The 17,849-nt window shown below is 68.4% G+C and carries 18 protein-coding genes and 1 tRNA gene; 10 read left to right on the forward strand and 9 right to left on the reverse strand.

The genetic code is table 11. From position 1 onward, the window contains the following. Window positions 1–34: 34 nt before the first annotated feature. Complete coding sequence (uvrB, locus tag MFF13_RS02460; RefSeq protein ID WP_238270698.1) at window positions 35–2,737, reverse strand: excinuclease ABC subunit UvrB; 2,703 nt, start codon at window positions 2,735–2,737, stop codon at window positions 35–37. A 196-nt stretch (window positions 2,738–2,933) separates the two neighbouring features. Here uvrB and MFF13_RS02465 point away from each other — a divergent pair, with 196 nt between their 5' ends. Next, the gene (locus tag MFF13_RS02465) at window positions 2,934–3,176 is read left to right on the forward strand and encodes a hypothetical protein (RefSeq protein ID WP_147763863.1); all 243 of its coding nucleotides are present in this window, start codon (window positions 2,934–2,936) and stop codon (window positions 3,174–3,176) included. Window positions 3,177–3,191: 15 nt separating this feature from the next. Here MFF13_RS02465 and MFF13_RS26340 read toward each other — a convergent pair whose 3' ends face one another. The 3 genes from MFF13_RS26340 to MFF13_RS02475 all read right to left on the reverse strand — a co-directional run bounded on the left by MFF13_RS26340 (window position 3,192) and on the right by MFF13_RS02475 (window position 4,345). Continuing rightward, a complete protein-coding gene (locus MFF13_RS26340) occupies window positions 3,192–3,314 on the reverse strand; it encodes a hypothetical protein (RefSeq protein ID WP_281406043.1) in 123 nt (40 codons plus the stop codon). Between the two features lie 90 nt (window positions 3,315–3,404). Further along, window positions 3,405–3,716, reverse strand: coding sequence for a hypothetical protein (locus MFF13_RS02470; protein WP_147763862.1), 312 nt, complete (start codon window positions 3,714–3,716; stop codon window positions 3,405–3,407). A 98-nt stretch (window positions 3,717–3,814) separates the two neighbouring features. Then, entirely contained in the window at window positions 3,815–4,345 is a 531-nt protein-coding gene (locus MFF13_RS02475; protein ID WP_147763861.1) for a metallophosphoesterase, read from the reverse strand. 202 nt (window positions 4,346–4,547) lie between these two features. Between MFF13_RS02475 and MFF13_RS02480 the strand changes: the two genes are divergently transcribed. Next, window positions 4,548–4,624, forward strand: a tRNA-Pro gene (locus MFF13_RS02480). A gap of 187 nt (window positions 4,625–4,811) precedes the next feature. Here the strand turns inward: MFF13_RS02480 and MFF13_RS02485 are convergent. Next, a complete protein-coding gene (locus MFF13_RS02485) occupies window positions 4,812–5,453 on the reverse strand; it encodes an SspB family protein (protein WP_147763860.1) in 642 nt (213 codons plus the stop codon). Between the two features lie 322 nt (window positions 5,454–5,775). Between MFF13_RS02485 and MFF13_RS02490 the strand changes: the two genes are divergently transcribed. Next, entirely contained in the window at window positions 5,776–6,588 is an 813-nt protein-coding gene (locus tag MFF13_RS02490; RefSeq protein WP_238270700.1) for a CPBP family intramembrane glutamic endopeptidase, read from the forward strand. 7 nt (window positions 6,589–6,595) lie between these two features. On the opposite strand, the gene MFF13_RS02495 is transcribed toward MFF13_RS02490, so the two are convergent. After that, a complete protein-coding gene (locus MFF13_RS02495; RefSeq protein ID WP_147763859.1) occupies window positions 6,596–7,033 on the reverse strand; it encodes a response regulator in 438 nt (145 codons plus the stop codon). Between the two features lie 217 nt (window positions 7,034–7,250). Between MFF13_RS02495 and argJ the strand changes: the two genes are divergently transcribed. From argJ to MFF13_RS02510, 3 genes are read left to right on the forward strand one after another with little or no spacing between them, the layout of a single operon-like run. Continuing rightward, window positions 7,251–8,501 carry a bifunctional glutamate N-acetyltransferase/amino-acid acetyltransferase ArgJ gene (gene argJ, locus MFF13_RS02500; protein ID WP_147763858.1) on the forward strand — a complete coding sequence of 417 codons (1,251 nt, stop codon included), beginning with the start codon at window positions 7,251–7,253 and terminating at the stop codon, window positions 8,499–8,501. Further along, on the forward strand, window positions 8,498–9,205 hold the full coding sequence (locus MFF13_RS02505) for an SIMPL domain-containing protein (protein ID WP_147831254.1): 708 nt from the start codon (window positions 8,498–8,500) through the stop codon (window positions 9,203–9,205). The genes argJ and MFF13_RS02505 overlap by 4 nt, the downstream gene beginning before the upstream one ends. Then, window positions 9,202–9,630: a (deoxy)nucleoside triphosphate pyrophosphohydrolase gene (locus MFF13_RS02510; protein ID WP_147751604.1), complete on the forward strand. Its 429-nt coding sequence runs from the start codon at window positions 9,202–9,204 to the stop codon at window positions 9,628–9,630. Before MFF13_RS02505 ends, MFF13_RS02510 begins: the two co-directional genes overlap by 4 nt. A 6-nt stretch (window positions 9,631–9,636) precedes the next feature. On the opposite strand, the gene MFF13_RS02515 is transcribed toward MFF13_RS02510, so the two are convergent. Further along, complete coding sequence (locus MFF13_RS02515) at window positions 9,637–10,170, reverse strand: GcrA family cell cycle regulator (protein ID WP_147763856.1); 534 nt, start codon at window positions 10,168–10,170, stop codon at window positions 9,637–9,639. A 415-nt stretch (window positions 10,171–10,585) separates the two neighbouring features. Between MFF13_RS02515 and MFF13_RS02520 the strand changes: the two genes are divergently transcribed. From MFF13_RS02520 to flaF, 3 genes are all read left to right on the forward strand, one after another. Next, complete coding sequence (locus MFF13_RS02520; RefSeq protein ID WP_147813199.1) at window positions 10,586–11,773, forward strand: patatin-like phospholipase family protein; 1,188 nt, start codon at window positions 10,586–10,588, stop codon at window positions 11,771–11,773. A gap of 78 nt (window positions 11,774–11,851) precedes the next feature. Then, window positions 11,852–13,477, forward strand: a complete 1,626-nt coding sequence (locus MFF13_RS02525; RefSeq protein WP_147813197.1) for an ABC-F family ATP-binding cassette domain-containing protein — start codon at window positions 11,852–11,854, stop codon at window positions 13,475–13,477. An 82-nt stretch (window positions 13,478–13,559) separates the two neighbouring features. Next, on the forward strand, window positions 13,560–13,919 hold the full coding sequence (gene flaF / locus MFF13_RS02530; protein ID WP_147751609.1) for a flagellar biosynthesis regulator FlaF: 360 nt from the start codon (window positions 13,560–13,562) through the stop codon (window positions 13,917–13,919). Between the two features lie 348 nt (window positions 13,920–14,267). Here the strand turns inward: flaF and MFF13_RS02535 are convergent, their stop codons facing one another. Then, window positions 14,268–14,657: a flagellar biosynthesis repressor FlbT gene (locus MFF13_RS02535; protein WP_147751610.1), complete on the reverse strand. Its 390-nt coding sequence runs from the start codon at window positions 14,655–14,657 to the stop codon at window positions 14,268–14,270. Window positions 14,658–14,898: 241 nt separating this feature from the next. Here MFF13_RS02535 and MFF13_RS02540 point away from each other — a divergent pair, with 241 nt between their 5' ends. Then, window positions 14,899–17,169 carry a DUF1522 domain-containing protein gene (locus tag MFF13_RS02540; RefSeq protein WP_147763853.1) on the forward strand — a complete coding sequence of 757 codons (2,271 nt, stop codon included), beginning with the start codon at window positions 14,899–14,901 and terminating at the stop codon, window positions 17,167–17,169. Between the two features lie 251 nt (window positions 17,170–17,420). Here the strand turns inward: MFF13_RS02540 and MFF13_RS02545 are convergent, their stop codons facing one another. After that, window positions 17,421–17,588: a hypothetical protein gene (locus MFF13_RS02545; RefSeq protein ID WP_210248451.1), complete on the reverse strand. Its 168-nt coding sequence runs from the start codon at window positions 17,586–17,588 to the stop codon at window positions 17,421–17,423. Window positions 17,589–17,849 lie beyond the last annotated feature (261 nt).

Raw genomic sequence — 17,849 nt, forward strand, 5'->3', positions numbered from 1 at the left:
GTCGAGGTCGCGTCCGGACCTGCGACCGGCGCGTTCAGCGCCGGCCGCCGCCACCCTTGTATTTCGGCTTCTGGCCGCCGAGCCCCTGGGTCGAGCGCGGCTTCGGCCGCTCGGTCCAGGCGACGGCGTTCGCCGGCAGCTCGCGGTCGGTGCCCGGCCCCATGTTGTCCAGGGTCGGCTTCGAAATGCGCGTGCCGGAGCCGCGCGGCGCCCTGCGGCCGTACTTGCCGGCGTCCCGCTCCACGTCGGCCTGCCGCGCCATCGGGTCGTCGGAGATCATCAGCTCCGTCGCCTGGAGGCGCTTCAGCTCGTCGCGCAGGCGTGCGGCCTCCTCGAAGTCGAGGTCGGCGGCGGCGGTGCGCATCCGCTTCTCCAGGTCGGCCATCACTGCCTTGAGGTTGTGGCCGACGGTGATCTCCGCCATCCCGGTGTCGACCTGGACGCGGTCGCGCTCGAACACGCTGCTGAGGATGTCGCTGATCCCGCGCTTCACGCTCTGGGGCGTGATGCCGTGCTCGAGATTGTAGGCGAGCTGCTTTTGCCGCCTGCGCTCGGTCTCGGCCATCGCCCGTTCCATCGAGCCGGTGATGTGGTCGGCGTAGAGGATGCAGCGCGCGTCGGCGTTGCGGGCGGCGCGGCCGATGGTCTGCACCAGCGAGGTCTCGGAGCGCAGGAAGCCTTCCTTGTCGGCATCGAGGATGCAGACCAATGCGCATTCTGGGATGTCGAGGCCCTCACGCAGCAGGTTGATGCCGATCAGCACGTCGAAGGCGCCGAGCCGCAGGTCGCGGATGATCTCGATGCGCTCCAGCGTGTCGATGTCGGAGTGCATGTAGCGCACGCGAACCGAGTTCTCGTGTAGGTACTCGGTCAGGTCCTCGGCCATGCGCTTGGTCAGCGTGGTGACGAGGGTGCGGTAGCCAGCGAGCGCAACCTCGCGCACCTCGCCGAGCAGGTCGTCGACCTGGCTCCGCGCCGGGCGGATTTCGATCACCGGGTCGACGAGGCCGGTGGGGCGGATCACCTGCTCGGCGAAGACGCCGCCGGTCTGCTCCATTTCCCACTTGCCGGGCGTGGCTGAGACGTTGACCGTCTGCGGCCGCATCGCGTCCCATTCCTCGAATCGCAGCGGACGGTTGTCGAGGCAGGAGGGCAGGCGGAAGCCGTATTCGGCGAGCGTCGCCTTCCGGCGGAAGTCACCCCGGTACATGCCGCCGATCTGCGGAACGGTGACGTGGCTCTCGTCGGCGAAGACCAACGCGTTGTCGGGCAGGTACTCGAACAGGGTCGGCGGCGGCTCGCCGGGCTTGCGGCCGGTGAGGTAGCGCGAATAGTTCTCGATGCCGTTGCAGGCGCCCGTCGCCTCGATCATCTCGATGTCGAATGTGCAGCGCTGCTCGATGCGCTGGGCCTCGATCAGACGGCCCATCTTGGTCAGCTCCTCGACGCGGCCGTTGAGCTCGTTCTTGATCCCCTTGATCGCCTGCTGCAGCGTCGGTCGCGGCGTGACGTAGTGCGAGTTGGCGTAGACCTTCACGAACTTCAGCTCGTTGATCTTCTTGCCTGTGAGCGGGTCGAACTCGACGATCCCCTCGATCTCGTCGCCGAACAGGCCGATGCGCCAGCCGCGGTCCTCCAAGTGAGCCGGCCACAGCTCGATCACGTCGCCGCGCACCCTGAAGGTGCCGCGGGCGAAGTCTGACTGGATGCGCTTGTACTGCAGCGCCACGAAGTCGGCGACGAGCTGGCGCTGCTCGATCTTCTCGCCCAACGTCACCGTGAACGACATCGCCGTGTAGGTCTCGACCGAGCCGATGCCGTAGATGCACGAGACCGACGCGACGATGATGACGTCGTCGCGCTCGAGCAGCGCCCGGGTCGCCGAGTGCCGCATCCGGTCGATCTGCTCGTTGATCGACGATTCCTTCTCGATGAAGGTGTCCGAGCGCGGCACGTAGGCCTCGGGCTGGTAGTAGTCGTAGTAGGAGACGAAATATTCCACTGCGTTGTCGGGGAAGAAGCTCTTGAACTCGCCGTAAAGCTGCGCCGCCAGCGTCTTGTTCGGCGCGAGGATCAGGGCCGGTCGCTGAGTCTCCTCGATGATCTTCGCCATCGTGAAGGTCTTGCCCGAGCCGGTCACGCCGAGCAGCACCTGGTCGCGCTCATTGGCTTTCACGCCCTTCACGAGCTCGGCGATGGCGGTGGGCTGGTCGCCCGCCGGCGTGAACTCGGATTCGAGGCGGAACGGCTTGCCGCCCTCGGACTTCGCCGGCCGGTCCGGCCGGTGCGGAACCCAAGTCTCCCCGTTCTTGAACAGCGGGTTGCCCTCTTCGAGCAACCGCTGCAGGGCATCCACCGTCGCCGAGACGCCGTCGGAGGCCAGCGATGATTGGTCCGGTGCGCCTTCCGGCGCCGGCCCGTCTTCGGGCGGGGTCAGGCCGAGCGCCTGCGCAAGAGCCGGATCGATCTCGGCACCGGGTGCGGTGGTGAAGCCGCGCTGCGGCGCTTCGCCGAAGCCGGTGGGTTCTCTCGCTTCAGTCTTCGGAGCCGGCTTCGCCTTGGCTGGCTTGCGCTGGCCCGGCCGCGGAAGCTCCGCCTGCCGCTCGGACTGGATCTGGGGCTTGCGGGCGAGGGCGGGACTCAGCAGCTGCGCCAGGAACGGGTCGAGCGGCTGAACGTCCGGCCGGTCGGCCTTTCCGGTCGCTGAGACGTGCCGGGGCTTCTTCGGTATTGCCATGGGAGAAATATGGCGTGGCCAGTGCCATGACGGAAGGGGCACCACCTCCGCGTGAGGTGTTCATCCAGGGGCCGATCGGCGCATGGAGTGATCCCTGCCAAGAGACGACGGCCGATCCCGCCGCAATGCCGCCGGCTTGCGCGATCACACGCGGCGTGCGGGCCGTGGGTGGGTCGGACCGCGGGAATCGTGTGGGATGATGAACTTCGTTCTGGGAGCTGTGGCCGGGGCGTTGATCGTCGGCATCGCCGCGATCGCCGGCGCACGCAACCCGGACATCCAGCAGCGGCTTGGCCTGTTCCCCGCCACGCCGATGACCCTGATGGCGGCTCCGCCACGGGCGGAGCCGGCATGCCCGCCGCCCGTGGCGGCCGCGCCGACCATCGGCACGCAGGAGATGCTCTTCAATCGGCGCCGGTTCTGGTCCGTCGCGCCTTGAGCATGTCCGTCCGGCTCAGACGCTGCTCAGCAGGAACATGAGCATGGTCGTCGCGGCGGTGGTGCTCAGGAACCCGCAGAGCGCGGCGGCGAAGGAGGGACCGGTCGGGACGGCAACGGTCTGGGTCTCGGTGGTCATGGCGGCTGGCCCTGTCGGCGACGTGCAGCGTCGCGCTCGATGTGACGATGGTGGGAACGAAGAGGCTTTGCGGTGCGGGCGCGCACCCGGTCAGTCGCAGCGGTTTACGCGTTTGGCGATGCGAAGGTTTCGCAACTCGGTGCGAAGATCGATCGCGACAACGCCGGCGCCGCAATCCTCGAAGCCGTCGCGGGCGTCGTTGTAGCGGTCGCCGACCTCGTCGAGCGTGTCGCAGACGCGGTCGTGGTTTCCGAGCCGGGCTTCCTGCCTCGCCTGGTAGCGAAGGGCCGAAGCCTCGTCGATCTTGGCGCGAGCCTCGAGGCACGCCGGCGCCGCGAACGCCGGGGCGAGGGAGAGGACCAGGCCGAACACGGCCAGCATCGGTGTGTCAGATCGGGTCATGGGCCACCGTGAAGACAATCACGTAAGCAGTACGCTGGAAGAGGCGAAGTATTCGACCGGTGTCTTTCAACCGCCGGTATGAGCGCACAACGGCGGAGCTAGACCGATGGTTCCGCTTTCGCTGCGCTGCGGCTGCGGCGCGAAATCAGGATCGCGGCAAGGTCCACCGGCACGAACCCCTGGGCGTCAACGCCGACATCGTACTGTTTGGGCGCAGTGCGCAGCTGCCCGTGGGAATGGCCGTGCAGGTTGAGCACGCCGCGGCCGATGCCGTTCCAGGTCCGGAAGGCGTAATGGCACAGCACCAAGCCGCGACCCTCCACCGCGATCTCCGCGTAATGCGCGATCGAGGCCCAGCCCGGCGCGTCGAGGGTGTCGGGGCCGTCGTTGTTGCCGACGATCAGGTGCTTCACGCCGTGAAGGCCGGCGAGGATCGCGTGGACTCGCTCCCGCGGCGGTCCGAGGGCAAAGTCGCCGAGATGCCAGACGCTATCGTCGGCGCCGACGACCCGATTCCAGTTCGCGATCAACGCGGCGTCGTGCGTCGCGAGGTCGGCGAAGGGCCGGCGATCGAGCCGCAGGATGCGCGGATCGCCGAAATGGGTGTCGCTCGTGAAATAGACCGCCACCGCCGACCTCCCTGCGCTGCACCGCGTCGTGTCCGATCCGGCCGGCATCGCGCAAGAGGCTTCTTCGCCTGCGCCCGCTGCGGCCTAGCATGCTGTTTCGGCGAAGCGCAGGAACGGGGCTTGCGTGCCCCGGAGCGGAAAGCTAAGACCCGCGGACCCTTCGGGGTGTCGGTGCTCGAACGGCCCGACGGAGCGGACGTGACGGAGTATAGCGCAGCCCGGTAGCGCACCTGTCTGGGGGACAGGGGGTCGCAGGTTCAAGTCCTGCTACTCCGACCAATAAAACGGGACGTCGGCCGAAAGGTGGATGTCGCCGCTCCGAGAAAAGGCCGGCGCCACCAAGCGCCGGCCTTTTTTTGTTCGCTTGCCGGATGTTTGAACCGCCGCTCCCGTTCACGACTGCGTCTTCGAAGCTTCCGCCTCGCGAAAGCCCCGAGGGGCGAGGTCCCAGGTGGAGCGATGCAGCTCAGCTCTTCTTGCGGAACGCGTCGAGGCTGACGACCTCGGCGCTCGCCTCGCCACCGTCGCCGTCCTTCTTCGCGGCCTTGGCGGCGACACGCGGCTCCTTCTCGTCCGCCTTGCTGGCGTTCTGCGCCGCGGGGAGGGCGGGGATGACCTTCGGGACGTTGCTGCCGATCGCGGCGATCCCGGTTCCGGCTTTCGGCTTCATCTCGGTGGGCTCGGAGGCCGCGCCGCGCGGGCCGGCCTTCGCGGCGCTCGGCGCCGCGTCCTCGCCGGCGACCTCGGCGGTTTCGTTCAGGTCGAACTTGAGGCCGAACTGGACCGACGGGTCGAAGAACCCCGACAGGGCATCGAACGGCACCAGAAGACGCTCGGGCACGCCCGAGAACGACAGCCCGACCTCGAAGCTGTGCTCGGTGACGCCGAGATCCCAGAACTGGTGCTGGAGGACGATCGTCATGTCCTGCGGATACTTCTCGCGCAGTGCCTGCGACATCCGCACGCCCGGGGCCTCGGTGCGGAAGGAGACGTAGAAGTGGTGCTCGCCCGCCAAGCCCTCGCGGGCGGCGTCGGTCAGCACCTTGCGCACGACGCCCCGGAGGGCGTCCTGGACCAGGAGATCGTAGCGGATCAGGTCGTCTGCCATCTTCGGTCGCTCTGTGCGGTCTGCCCGACGACCTGTCGCGCGGGACGCGTACCGGATCGGATGAGAAAGGAAGGCGGCTTCCGTCGCCGGAGGCCGGGATACCGAGCGGCCGACGTGCGCCGTCGCGACACCCTGCCGACCACCGCGCCGGCGGACCTGCCCGGTCGTCCGGCCCGGCAGCGCCATCGTGTCCGATGGCAGGGGGCTACGGTGGACGAAGCGGATCCGATAGGTTCGAAGTGACCGGCGCGTCGCCAAGAGCGTTCGTCGCCATTCCGGCCTTTCGACCGGACGAGAGAACATAGAGGGGATCGCCGCGGTTTTGAAGCCCGATCATGGCGCCCTGCCCGTCGACGCCGCCGCACCGTCCGAACCGGGCCGGCGATGGGTCGCGGCCGGGCGCCTCGCCCTGAACCTCGTCGTCCTGGTCGGGATGCTCCTGCTCTACCTCGCGGTGGCCAGCCTGATGTCGCTGGCCGCGGTGCGGGTGGGCGCCGACCTGCTCGCCGGGATCGACCCGTTCCTCGACGCGGTGCGGCGTCCCTATGTCGGCGCCACCGAGCTCGTCTGGCGCGAACTCGCCGTCGATGTGCTCCGCCAAGTCTTCTTGGCAGGTCTCGTCGTGACGGGGGCGCTTGGCCGCGACGGGTCCGCCTGGCGGCGCAGGCTGGCGCTGGACCGCGAGCGCCCGAACGGGATGCGGCCGCGCACCCTGCTGCTGATCCTCCTGCTCTGGCCGATCGTACACATCGCCTGGGTCACCGGGACGGCCGAGGCGTTCGGCGCCGCCTTCGGAAGCGGCGTGCGGCTCTCGCCGATGCTGAGCCCTGCCGCCGTCGCGGTATGGCTCAGCTACGTCGTGGTGCTGGCGCCGGCCGCGGAGGAGATGCTGATGCGCGGCGAGGGCTTCGCCGCCGCCCGCCGCTTCCTGCCACCCGCGGCGACGATCCTCGTCACGGCACTAGTCTTCGCGCTGGCGCACGTCTCGGCCTGGGGTTTGGCGCGCCCGGTCTCGCTGGCGCCGCTGGCATTGATGCTCGGCTGGCTGCGCTGGCGCACAGGCCGCCTGTGGCCGTGCATCGCGCTCCACGGCTGGAGCAACCTCGCGCTAATCGCCTACGTGCTGTGGCCTTAAACCGGCGTCAGGCCGACCGGCTCGCCAGCGCTTCGCGCACGGTGCTCGCGACGGCGTTGTTGCGGAGGTCGCGCGGAATCAGAATCGCGTCCGGGAAGAGGTGCGAGGCGTCGTCCGACATCTCCTCATAGTAGTCGCTCGCCAGGACGATGCGCAGACCCGGCCGGAGGGCACGGGCCTCGACGGCGAGGCGCGAGCAGCACAGGTCGCCTTCGAGGCCGACATCGGCGACGAGCACGTCCACCGGCAACCCGAGGACGAGAACCGTGAGGGCATCGACACCGCTGTCACAGGCCGTGGCCTGATAGCCTGCGCGGCGTATCTGATTGGATACCTCATCCCGCCAGCGCTTCTGCCGGCCGGCGACGAGGACTTGGACCCCATAACAGCCGCCTGGGGGCTGGGGGGCGTTCACGAGCGTTTGTGCGCTGGTGTTTTGCGGCATTCCGCGTTCGACTCGGCGTTCGCGTTGCATCGCAGCATGCTAGGCCGGGACGGCGCGGTCGCGCAAGCCCCCCGCCGCGATTGCGCCTTATTCCCAAGCCGGCACGCCCAGGAAGCGGGCATGCGCTCCGATCGGGCAGGCGGTTGACCGCTGCGGGGCTCGCGGGGCAACAGGACCCCGTCGCCGGCGATGCCGCGATCGAATGGAGAGGGTATCGATGTCGTCCGCAAAGTCTCCCTCCGTCTCCCCGCTCGCGCCGGCCTCAATGCCGACCCTGCCAGCGATCCGCGGCGTCGGGCTCGCCACCGCCCAGGCCGGCATCCGCTATTCCGGCCGCACCGACGTCCTTTATGTCGGCCTCGACGCCGGCACCGCGGCCGCCGGCGTGTTTACCCGCTCGCGCTGCCCCTCCGCGCCGGTCGATTGGTGCCGCGAGGCGCTTGCCGCCGGCTCGGCGCAGGTGCTGGTCGTGAACTCCGGTAACGCCAATGCGTTCACGGGGTCGCGAGGACGGGACGCGGTGGCGCTGACGGCGCGGATCGCCGCCGCCGCCGCCGGTTGCACCGAGGGCGAGGTCTTCGTCGCCTCCACCGGCGTCATCGGGGAACCCCTCGATGCGACCAAGTTCGAGGGCGTGCTGGCCGAGTGCGCCGCCCGCACGGCCGCGGGAGCCGAGGCCTGGGACGCCGCCGCCCGGGCGATCATGACCACCGACACCTTCCCGAAATCCGCGAGCCGCACGGCCGAGATCGACGGCGTGGCGGTGACGATCAACGGCATCGCCAAGGGCGCCGGCATGATCGCGCCCGACATGGCGACGATGCTCGCTTTCGTGTTCACCGACGCGGCGCTGCCGCAGCCGGTGCTTCAGGCGATGCTGACGGCGGGCGCGGACAAGAGCTTCAACTGCGTGACCGTGGACGGCGACACCTCGACCTCCGACACGCTGATGCTGTTCGCCACCGGTGCCGCCGCCACGGTCCCGGTCTCGGACGCGGCGGACCCGCGGCTCGCAGGCTTTCGCGCGGCCTTGGACGACCTGCTGATCGAGCTGGCGCAGCTCGTCGCCAAGGACGGCGAGGGCGCGCGCAAGTTCGTCACCGTGGAGGTCGGCGGCGCCGAGAGCGACGCCTCGGCGCACCGCATCGCGATGTCGATCGCCAACTCACCGCTGGTCAAGACCGCGGTCGCCGGCGAGGACGCCAACTGGGGCCGCGTTGTGATGGCCGTCGGCAAGGCCGGCGAGCCCGCCGACCGCGACCGCCTTGCGATCTGGTTCGGCGACGTGCGCGTCGCCGTCGCCGGGGCGCGTGACCCGGATTACAGCGAGGACGCTGCGAGCGCGGTGATGCGCAAATCCGATGTCGTCGTCCGGGTCGACCTCGGCCTCGGAGCCGGCAAGGCCCGGGTTTGGACCTGCGACCTCACCAAGGGCTACATCGAGATCAACGGGGATTACCGCTCGTGAGGCGCGTCGCCACTGCACTCATTATCCTGCCCGTCGTCGCGGCGCTGCCGGCGCATGCCGACGACGACGCCTGCCGTCGCGGCATCACCGTCACCGGCCGGGCTCAGACGACGCGGGCGCCGGACTTCGCCGAGGTGACGGTCGGCGTCGAGGCGCGGGCGGGCAACGCCGCCGCGGCCCTCGACGCGACCTCTAAGGGCGTGGCCGGCGTCGTCGCGCTCGGCCGCGAGGTCGGCATCCCGGTCGGCGACATCGGCACCGCCGCGGTCGTGCTCGAGCCTGCTACCCGCACGATCACCCGACCGAACGGCACGAGCCAGGACGAGCCCGACGGCTACCGGGCGTCGAACCGCGTCACCCTGCGGCTCGCCGATATGAGCCGCCTCGGCGACCTGCTGCGACGATCGCTCGAAGCGGGGGCCAACCGGATCGATTCCATCGGCTTCGGGCTGACCGATCCCGACCGCGTCGAGGCGGCCTTGCAGGTCGACGCGGCGCGCACTGCCCGCACGCAGGCTGCGGCGCTCGCCGAAGCCGTCGGCGCGCGGCTGGGCAGCCTCTGCTCGCTCGTCGCGAACCGCACGTCCGTCCCGATGGGACTTCAGGCGAGCCGCGCTGTGGCATCGCCGAAGCGCGTCCCGATCGAAGCAGGGACGATCAGCAGTTCGGCCGAGGTCACCGCCACCTTTGCGATCGGCCGATGAGCACCGCCGTGCCTGCGCCGGTGCGCCTGCTCCTCGTCGTCGCCGTGGCGCTTGTCGACCACGATGGCCGCGTGCTCGTCAGCGAGCGTCCGCCCGGCAAGCAGCTGGCGGGGCTTTGGGAGTTCCCAGGCGGCAAGGTCGAGCCAGGCGAGCGCCCCGAGGCGACGCTCATCCGCGAGCTCGCCGAGGAGATCGACATCCGCGTCGAGGAACCGTGCCTGGCGCCGCTCACCTTCGCGAGCCACGCCTACCCGGACTTCCACCTTCTGATGCCGCTCTACGTCTGCCGTCGCTGGAACGGCACGCCGCGCTCGCTCGAGGGGCAGGCGATCAAGTGGGTGCGCCCGCGCGACCTCCGCGACCTCGCCATGCCGCCGGCCGACGAGCCGCTGATCCCCTACCTGATCGACCTTCTCGGCCCCTGAGGTCTCTTAGCGGAAGCCGGCCACGCGGCGGTCGCGCTTGCGCTCGGCCGCCGGCTGATAGGCGATCTGGGCGTGGTGCGTGCAGTAGGGCAGGCCGGTGATCGAGCGCGCGCCGCAGAATCCGAATTCCGGCGTGGTCGGGTCGCCGATCGGCCAACGGCACATCGATTCCCGGAGGTCCATGATCGTCACCCGCTGCGAGGCGGCGAGCGCCACGGGCTCGGGCTTGGCGGCCGGGACGGGGAAGTCCGGTGCGAGCCGGTGCGAAAGGATCGCTACTGGCTCGGGCGCCTCGACCTCGACCACGGCGATGGCCGTCTCGATCTCGACCTCCTGGGCGGGCTTGCGCCGGGCGGCCGTCGCATCCTCGACCGGCTTCAACACGCGGCCGGACAGCCCGAGCCGGTGCACCTTGCCGATCACCGCGTTGCGGGTGACGCCGCCGAGCTGCGCCGCGATCTTGCTCGCGCTCTGGCCGTCTTCCCACAGCTGGCGCAGCAGCGTCACCCGCTCGTCCGTCCAACTCAAGATGGTATCCATGGTCTCGCCCCTCCCGATCTGAACCCGCGGGCTGCCTCGATCCCCGGCAGTGAAGGCGCGGATCGGACGCGACCTGTCCTCGCGATCCGGCCGCTCCCGAAGCTCGGGACAAGGCCGGCGCGAAGCCCGTCGTGCGCGCCGCTGGTCATGACGCCGTACCCCCCTGAGGCATCCGGCGACGCAGTCAACCTACAGGACCGTTCTCCGCCGATGCAAGGGCGCGGGAACCGGAGCGAAGGCTGTCCACCGACCAATGTCCGCACGGGAACCCAGGCGTTCCGGACGGCACGCGTGTGACCCTGGTGCACCACCTGTGGGCGTACGGTTCCATTGCCGCCGAAGGCCAGGAACGGTACTATGGCCAAGCTCGTTCGCTTGCCGTGACGGCGCTCGTCGGGCTTGGGGTTTTTTGACGATGTCGCGTCGATATGGTTGGCTGCGCGAGTGCCTCGTGCTCGCTTTTGCGGCCCAGCTTGCCGCCTGCTCCTCGGTGCCGAGGATTCCGTACACGGCCGCCGAGGCGGCGGTGGCCGGCGTGCCAGGCATCCCCGGCGCGCGCGTGTTTTCCGACGCCTCGGTCGAGACCTTCACCGAGATGGCCGCAACCCCCCAGAACAAGCGCCAGGGCTTCAGCTATCTCGCCCTGTCCGGCGGCGGCGGGGACGGCGCCTACGGGGCCGGCGTGCTCAACGGCTGGTCGGCTTCGGGCACGCGGCCGGAATTCTCGCTGGTGTCGGGCGTCAGCACGGGATCGCTGATCGCGCCGTTCGCGTTCCTCGGCACCTCGTACGATTCCTATCTCACTGACATTTACACCAGCGGCATCGCCGGTACCCTGGTGCAGAGCCCGAGCGTGGTGAACGTGCTGTTCGGCTCCGGCCTGTTCGGCGACGGGCGCCTGCGCGACCTCGTCGGCCGCTACGTCAACGCCGACCTGCTCGCGGCCATCGCCGCCGAGCACGCCAAGGGCCGCCGCCTGCTGGTGGTGACGACGAACCTCGACAGCCAGCGCGCCACGATCTGGAACATGGGCGCCATCGCCGCGAGCGGCGCGCCGAACGCGGTCGACCTGTTCCGCGACGTGCTCACCGCGTCGGCGAGCATCCCGGCGGTGTTCCCGCCCCAGCTCATCGACGTGCAGGCCGACGGGCGCGCCTTCCAGGAGCTGCATGTCGACGGCTCCGTGGTCACGCCGGTCTTCACCCTGCCGCAGGCCCTGCTGCTCCGCGACAAGCGCCTGCAAACCGGGCAGCGGGGGCGGATCTACGTCATCATCAACGGCCGCCTGGAGCCGGAATTCGACGTGACGCAGAACAACACCCTGTCGATCGTCGGGCGCTCCTTCACCACCGCGAGCCGTGCGCGCAGCCGCCAGACGTTGGCCGCAACGTACGCCTTCGCCCGCGAGAACGGCATCGGCTTCAACCTCACCTACATCCCGGAGGACGGGCCTAAGCTCGCCACGCCGGACGGCTTCGACACCACCTACATGCGCAACCTCTACGAAGCCGGCTTCGAGCGCGCGAAGACCGGGCGCTTCTGGGAGAACACGGTGCCGGCCGCGCCCCTGACGAAGGCGATCGCCACCGCCGCCACACGGTAGGGCCGCGTCGCTCGCACTATTTGCTGCAGTGCGGTAGGGAGTGGGGAGCGCCTCCGCTCCCACCCCGTGACCCCTATCATGCTGCAGATCGATGACCTGACCTTCAACATGTGGGGGCGGCGCTTCTTCACGAAGGCTAGCGTGGCGATCCCGCCCGGCGCCAAGGTCGGGATCGTCGGGCGCAACGGCGTCGGCAAGTCGACCCTGTTCAAGATCGTGCTGGGCGAGTTCCAGCCGGATTCTGGTACGGTGTTCCTGCCCAAGACCGCGCGCATCGGCGCCGTCGATCAGGAGCATCCGGCGACGCCGGTCAGCCTGATCGACACGATCCTCGCCGCCGACGTCGAGCGCGACGCCCTCTACGCCGAGCTCGAGACCGCCGAGCCCGAGCGCATGGGCGAGATCTACGGCCGGCTGATCGAGATCGATGCCGACCGGGCGCCGGCCCGCGCCGGCGAGATCCTGGCGGGCCTCGGCTTCTCGGTGGCCGACCTCGAGCGGCCCATGTCCGAGTTCTCCGGCGGCTGGCGCATGCGGGTCGCGCTGGCGGCGGCGTTGTTTACCGCCCCCGATGTGCTGCTGCTCGACGAGCCGACGAACTACCTCGACCTCGAAGGCGCGCTGTGGCTGGAGGCGCGGCTGAAGCGCTATCCGCATTCGGCGCTGATCATCAGCCACGACCGCGAGCTGCTGAACAACTCCGTCGATTCGATCCTGCACGTCGCCAACGGGCAACTCGAACTCTACGCCGGCGGCTACGACGACTTCGAGCGGCGCCGCGCCGAGAAGGCCCGGCTCCAGCTCTCGGCCAAGGCCAAGCAGGACGCCGAGCGCGCCCATCTTCAGAGCTTCATCGACCGCTTCAAGGCGAAGGCTTCGAAGGCGGCGCAGGCGCAGTCACGGGTCAAGCGCCTGGCCAAGCTCGAACCGATTGCGACGACGATCGAGGAGCACGTGGCGCCGTTCCACCTGCCGTCGCCGAAGCGCCCGCTGGCGCCGCCGCTGATGCATCTCACCGACGTCGAGGTCGGCTACGGCGACGACCCAGCGATCCTGCGCGACCTGAACCTGACCCTCGACATCGACGACCGCATTGGCCTGCTCGGCGTCAACGGTGCCGGCAAGTCGACCTTCGCCAAGATGGCCGCCGGCGCCCTCGACATCCGCTCGGGGCGGATGACACGCGAAGGCCGAGTGCAGGTCGGCTGGTTCCACCAGCACCAGATCGAGGCGATGGACCCAAAGGACACGCCGCTCGCGATCATCCGGCGCGAGCGCCCGGAGGACAGCGAATCTGCGCGCCGCGGCAAGCTCGCGAGCTTCGGCCTCGCCTACGAGAAGCAGGAGACCACGGTCGATTCGCTCTCGGGCGGCGAGCGGGCGCGGCTGCTGCTCAACCTCGTGGCGATGCGGGCGCCCCACCTCCTGATCCTCGACGAGCCGACCAACCACCTCGACATCGACAGCCGCCGGGCGCTGCTCGATGCGCTGAACGATTACGAGGGCGCGGTCATCCTCATCACCCACGACCGCTCGCTGATGGAGCTGGTCGCCGACCGCCTGTGGCTCGCGGCCGACAACACGGTGAGACCGTTTGCCGGTGACATGGACGAGTACGCCAAGTTCGTCCTCGATCGATCCCGCGCCGGCAAGAGCGCGCCGGGGCAGGGGCGCGAGAAGAAAGGTAAGAAGCGGGCGGCGTGACCGGCGCGCTTACAGGTCGTTAACGCCGGTCTGCAATAAAGGCGCTCCGTGCCCGCCGGCCCGCGGGGGGAGCCGCCGATCGATGAGTTTCGCTGCAAACGCCTATGCCCGCACCGCGCAGAGCGTGCTCAGCCCGCGCGAGGCTGAAGCCGCCGTGCTGATCAAGGCCGCGCGCCAGCTCGAATCGGTGCGCGACAACTGGAACGATGCCGGCGGCTCGCTGAACAAGGCTCTGAACTTCAATCAGAAGGTCTGGACGCTCCTCGCGACCGGCGCGACGGCTCCGGAGAACCCGCTGCCGTCCGAGGTCAAGGACAACATCGCCGGCCTTTCGGTGTTCGTGTTCCGGCGGATCGTCGACACCCTCGTCGAACCGAAGCCCGAGAACCTGACGGCGCTGATCAACATCAACCAGCAGGTCGCCGCGGGTCTGCGCACCTGATCGCCGAATAAGCTGCGCCTCCGCGACGGGGGCGCGGCGTCGGTCTGCACGACCGGTACGATGCGGTCGACGAGACCCGAGCTGTGCCGTGCGCGCGTGGATGGCCTTCGATCGCGCACCGCCGGATGCCGAAGGCCGTGCGACGGCCGACCACACCTGCCAAGTCATCTTGAATTGCGGACGGGAGCCGGAAGCGTCCGAAAAGACTTCCCGCCTTTGCCCGCTCTATAAAGAGCGCCTCCGTGGTTTGAAGGCGTGGCCATTTCCGGACGGTGTCGTGCCGTGAAGACGCCGACTGACCATCCGTTTTCCCCCGATCGTACCATTGCCTCGGTTTGAAACCGAAATTCAAGCCTTGAGCCGCTGCGCGAGCTCCAGCTCGTACTGGATCAGCTCCTTGCACCGCTTGAGCGCCCGGTAGAAGTCGGCGCTCGCGATATGCTCGTGCATGTCGTGGATGTACGGGGCCATGCTCGGGGCTGCCTTCATCAGTTCGGTGGCCTGGACGACGAAGGCGTCCTCGGCCTCAGGCGGGTTCGAGGCGAGGTACATCACGGTCAGCGTGAGGTAGAGCCGCTTGCAGGCCGTGTCGGCCTCGCTTTCCAGGATGATGTCGCTCTCGCGCAGGAACGGCGTCACCGTCTCGATGACGAAGCTGGAGCGGCGCGATCCGTTGCGGATCGCCGTTCCGCCGATCAGCAAACGCTCGAACGGCTTTAGCTCGATCTTGAGAGGCATGGATCACCCGGGTTTCGCTCGGGCGAGCTTTGCAGAATTCGGGTAAACGTTTCGTAAATCCATCCCACTTGTTCGTTGGGCAAGTCATTCATACGTATACGAAATTCGAGATAGCTGGATATACGGTGTTCGCGAGGAGAGATTCCTTCACCATCCACATTAAGCCGATGGCAACGCGGACGTGGTTTCTGGCGGCAGCCTCCAAAATGGGAGGCGCACCGATCAGAATGGATCGAATCTCATGTCTTCAGGCATCACGCTTTCGTCTGCGACGCGTCAGAACCTCCTCGTCGCCCAGGATACCGCCAGCCTGCTGGCGACGACCCAGAACCGGCTGTCGACCGGCAAGAAGGTCAATTCGGCCCTCGACAACCCGACCTCGTTCTTCACCTCTCAGGGCCTCGACAGCCGCTCGAACGACCTCTCGAACCTGCTCGACTCGATCTCGAACGGCGTCCAGGTGATCCAGGCCGCCAACACCGGCCTCACCTCGCTGCAGAAGCTGGTCGACTCGGCGAAGTCGGTCGCCAACCAGGCGCTTCAGAGCACGATCGGTTACTCCACAAAGTCGAACGTCTCGACCACGATCACCGGCGCGACCGCTGCCGACCTCCGTGGCACGACCTCGTATGCAAACGCTCTGGCTTCAAGCAACGGGATCTTCAGTGGTGCTGCAGGCGGTACGACCGCTGCAACCGGATCGACGACGCTTGGTGGCACGCTCGCTGCGAAGGTCGGCACTGCAGCCACCGCGGGCGACGGCTCGGCGGCACTGACCCCCAGCATAACCCTGATCGCCTCCGGCGGCGCCACGGCCACGGGTCTTGCGGGGAACGCTCAGCCTGCCGATGGCGATACGCTCTCGGTGAACGGAAAGACCATCACCTTCCGCGCCGGCAGCGCGCCGACCGGCACATCGATCCCGGCCGGCTCGGGCACGAGCGGAAACGTCCTGACCGACGGTACCGGAAACTCGACTGTCTACCTCGGAACGACCACCACGCCCGCCGGTACGGTCGGCGACCTTCTGACGGCGGTCGATCTCGCGAGCGGCGTCAAAACCGCCGTCAACAGCACCGCCGGTGCCGCGACGATCACGACGAGCTCTGGCCAGACCGTTTCGAGCATCACGACTGGTGCCGTGACTCTGAACTCTTCGACCGGCTCCGACCTCAACGTCACCGGCAAAGCGGATCTCCTGAAGGCCCTGGGTGTATCCACGGCGACGGGTTCGAACCCGGCGACGGTGACGGCAACGCGTGCGACGGTTTCGACCTCGACCTCCAGCCTGATCCAGGACGGGTCGACCCTGAACGTGAATGGCAAGACCATCACGTTCAAGAACGCTCAGACCCCGGCGGCTGCGAACGTTGCATCCGGCTCGGGCGTGTCCGGCAACGTCGTGACCGACGGCAGTGGCAACTCGACCGTCTTCCTCCAGGCCGGCTCGATTGCCGACGTCCTGAAGGCCGTCGATTTCGCAACCGGCGCGCAGACCGCCACCATCGCTAGCGGCGCCGCCACGCCGGCTGCCGTCTCGGGCGTCGCTGCCTCCAGCATCTCGGGCGGCGTTCTCAAGCTCAGCACAGGAACCACTTCCGACCTCAGCATCACCGGCACAGGCAATGCGCTGTCCGCGCTCGGCCTGGCTGGCAATGCCGGGACCGACACCACCTTCACCGCATCCCGGTCATCGACGCCCGGTGGCTTGTCCGGCAAGACGCTGACCTTCGGATCGCTGAATAAGGGGACTGCCGTCAACGTCACCTTCGGCGACGGTACCAACGGCACGGTCAAGACGCTGGATCAGCTCAACACCCAGCTTAGCGCCAACAACCTGTCGGCGACGGTGGATGCGAGTGGCAAGCTGACGATCCAGACCACCAACGACCACGCGTCCTCGACCATCGGCAGCACCGCTGATGGTGGCGCAATCGGCGGCACCGCCGCGAGCGTTTTCTCGGCGGCCGCTGCACCGGTGGCTGACGCGAACTCCCAGGCCACCCGCTCTTCGCTCCTGAGCCAGTTCAACTCGATCCTCGACAACATCAAGACGACGGCTCAGGACTCGTCCTTCAACGGGGTCAACCTGCTGAACGGTGACACGCTGAAGCTGACCTTCAACGAGAAGGGCAGCTCGACGCTGAACCTTCAGGGCGTCCAGTTCGACGCCGCCGGCCTGGGTCTGTCGAAGCTTGGGCAGAACGGCGCCAACGAGTTCGAGGACAATTCGGCGACCAACAACGTGATCTCATCGCTGTCCACCGCCTCCTCTGCGCTGCGGGCCCAGGCTTCGACCTTCGGCTCCAACCTCTCGGTGGTGCAGAACCGTCAGAGCTTCAACAAGAGCATCATCAACGTGCTGCAGACCGGTTCGTCGAACCTCACCAGCGCCGACCTGAACGAGGAGGCTGCCAACTCCCAGGCCCTCTCGACCCGCAACTCGCTGACGATCTCGGCGCTGTCGCTGGCCAACCAGGCCCAGCAGAGCGTCCTGCAGCTCCTCCGCTAAGCGCCACGGCGGCCGCCCCGATCCGGGCGGCCGTCCTCTTCCCGACGGAACACCGTTGCGACTCTGGCTCCTGTGGCTTTCGGCTCCGGGGGCCATTTTCGTGGCCGCAAGGCGAATTTGGCTCCTCGGATCTGGGCTTGCGCCGACGGGTTGGGCGACGCAATCGGCAGGTGGAAACGAGAAAGGCCGGGCTCCTGGAGCCCGGCCTTTCTCGTTTCCGATCAGTGCGTTCGTCGTGTCCGGTTCGCGCCTCAGGCGGTGCGGTCGACGGGCCGCTCGGCCTGGGCTTTGGCCGCCGCGGCTTCCGCGTAGGCACGGCTCTTGAGGACCGCCGGATCAGGCAACTGGACGACGACGTTCCCGTAGCTCGAATCGATGACTTGGTAGACGATGCTTTTCGTGTCGGCGTCGACGGTCACCCGACGCTCGGTCTTCCCGGCCGGCGGTGTCTCGACCGGCTTCGGATTCTGGACAGCTGCGGGAGACCGGCCGTCGACGCGGATGTCGAGGCGGACTGCGGGATCGAGCGGAGGGCTGGGTGCCGCCCGCGGATCGTTCGCCGCCACCGCCGGGGCGGGGGAGGGCGGCGGAGTGGAGGCTATCGGACTCGGGCCGGATACGCGCATGGCACGCTCCTCATCACATTGCTGATGAGGTCCAGCAAAGGTCCGCCGCGTGAA

Source organism: Methylobacterium cerastii (genome assembly GCF_022179125.1).
Taxonomy (GTDB): Bacteria; Pseudomonadota; Alphaproteobacteria; order Rhizobiales; family Beijerinckiaceae; genus Methylobacterium; species Methylobacterium cerastii.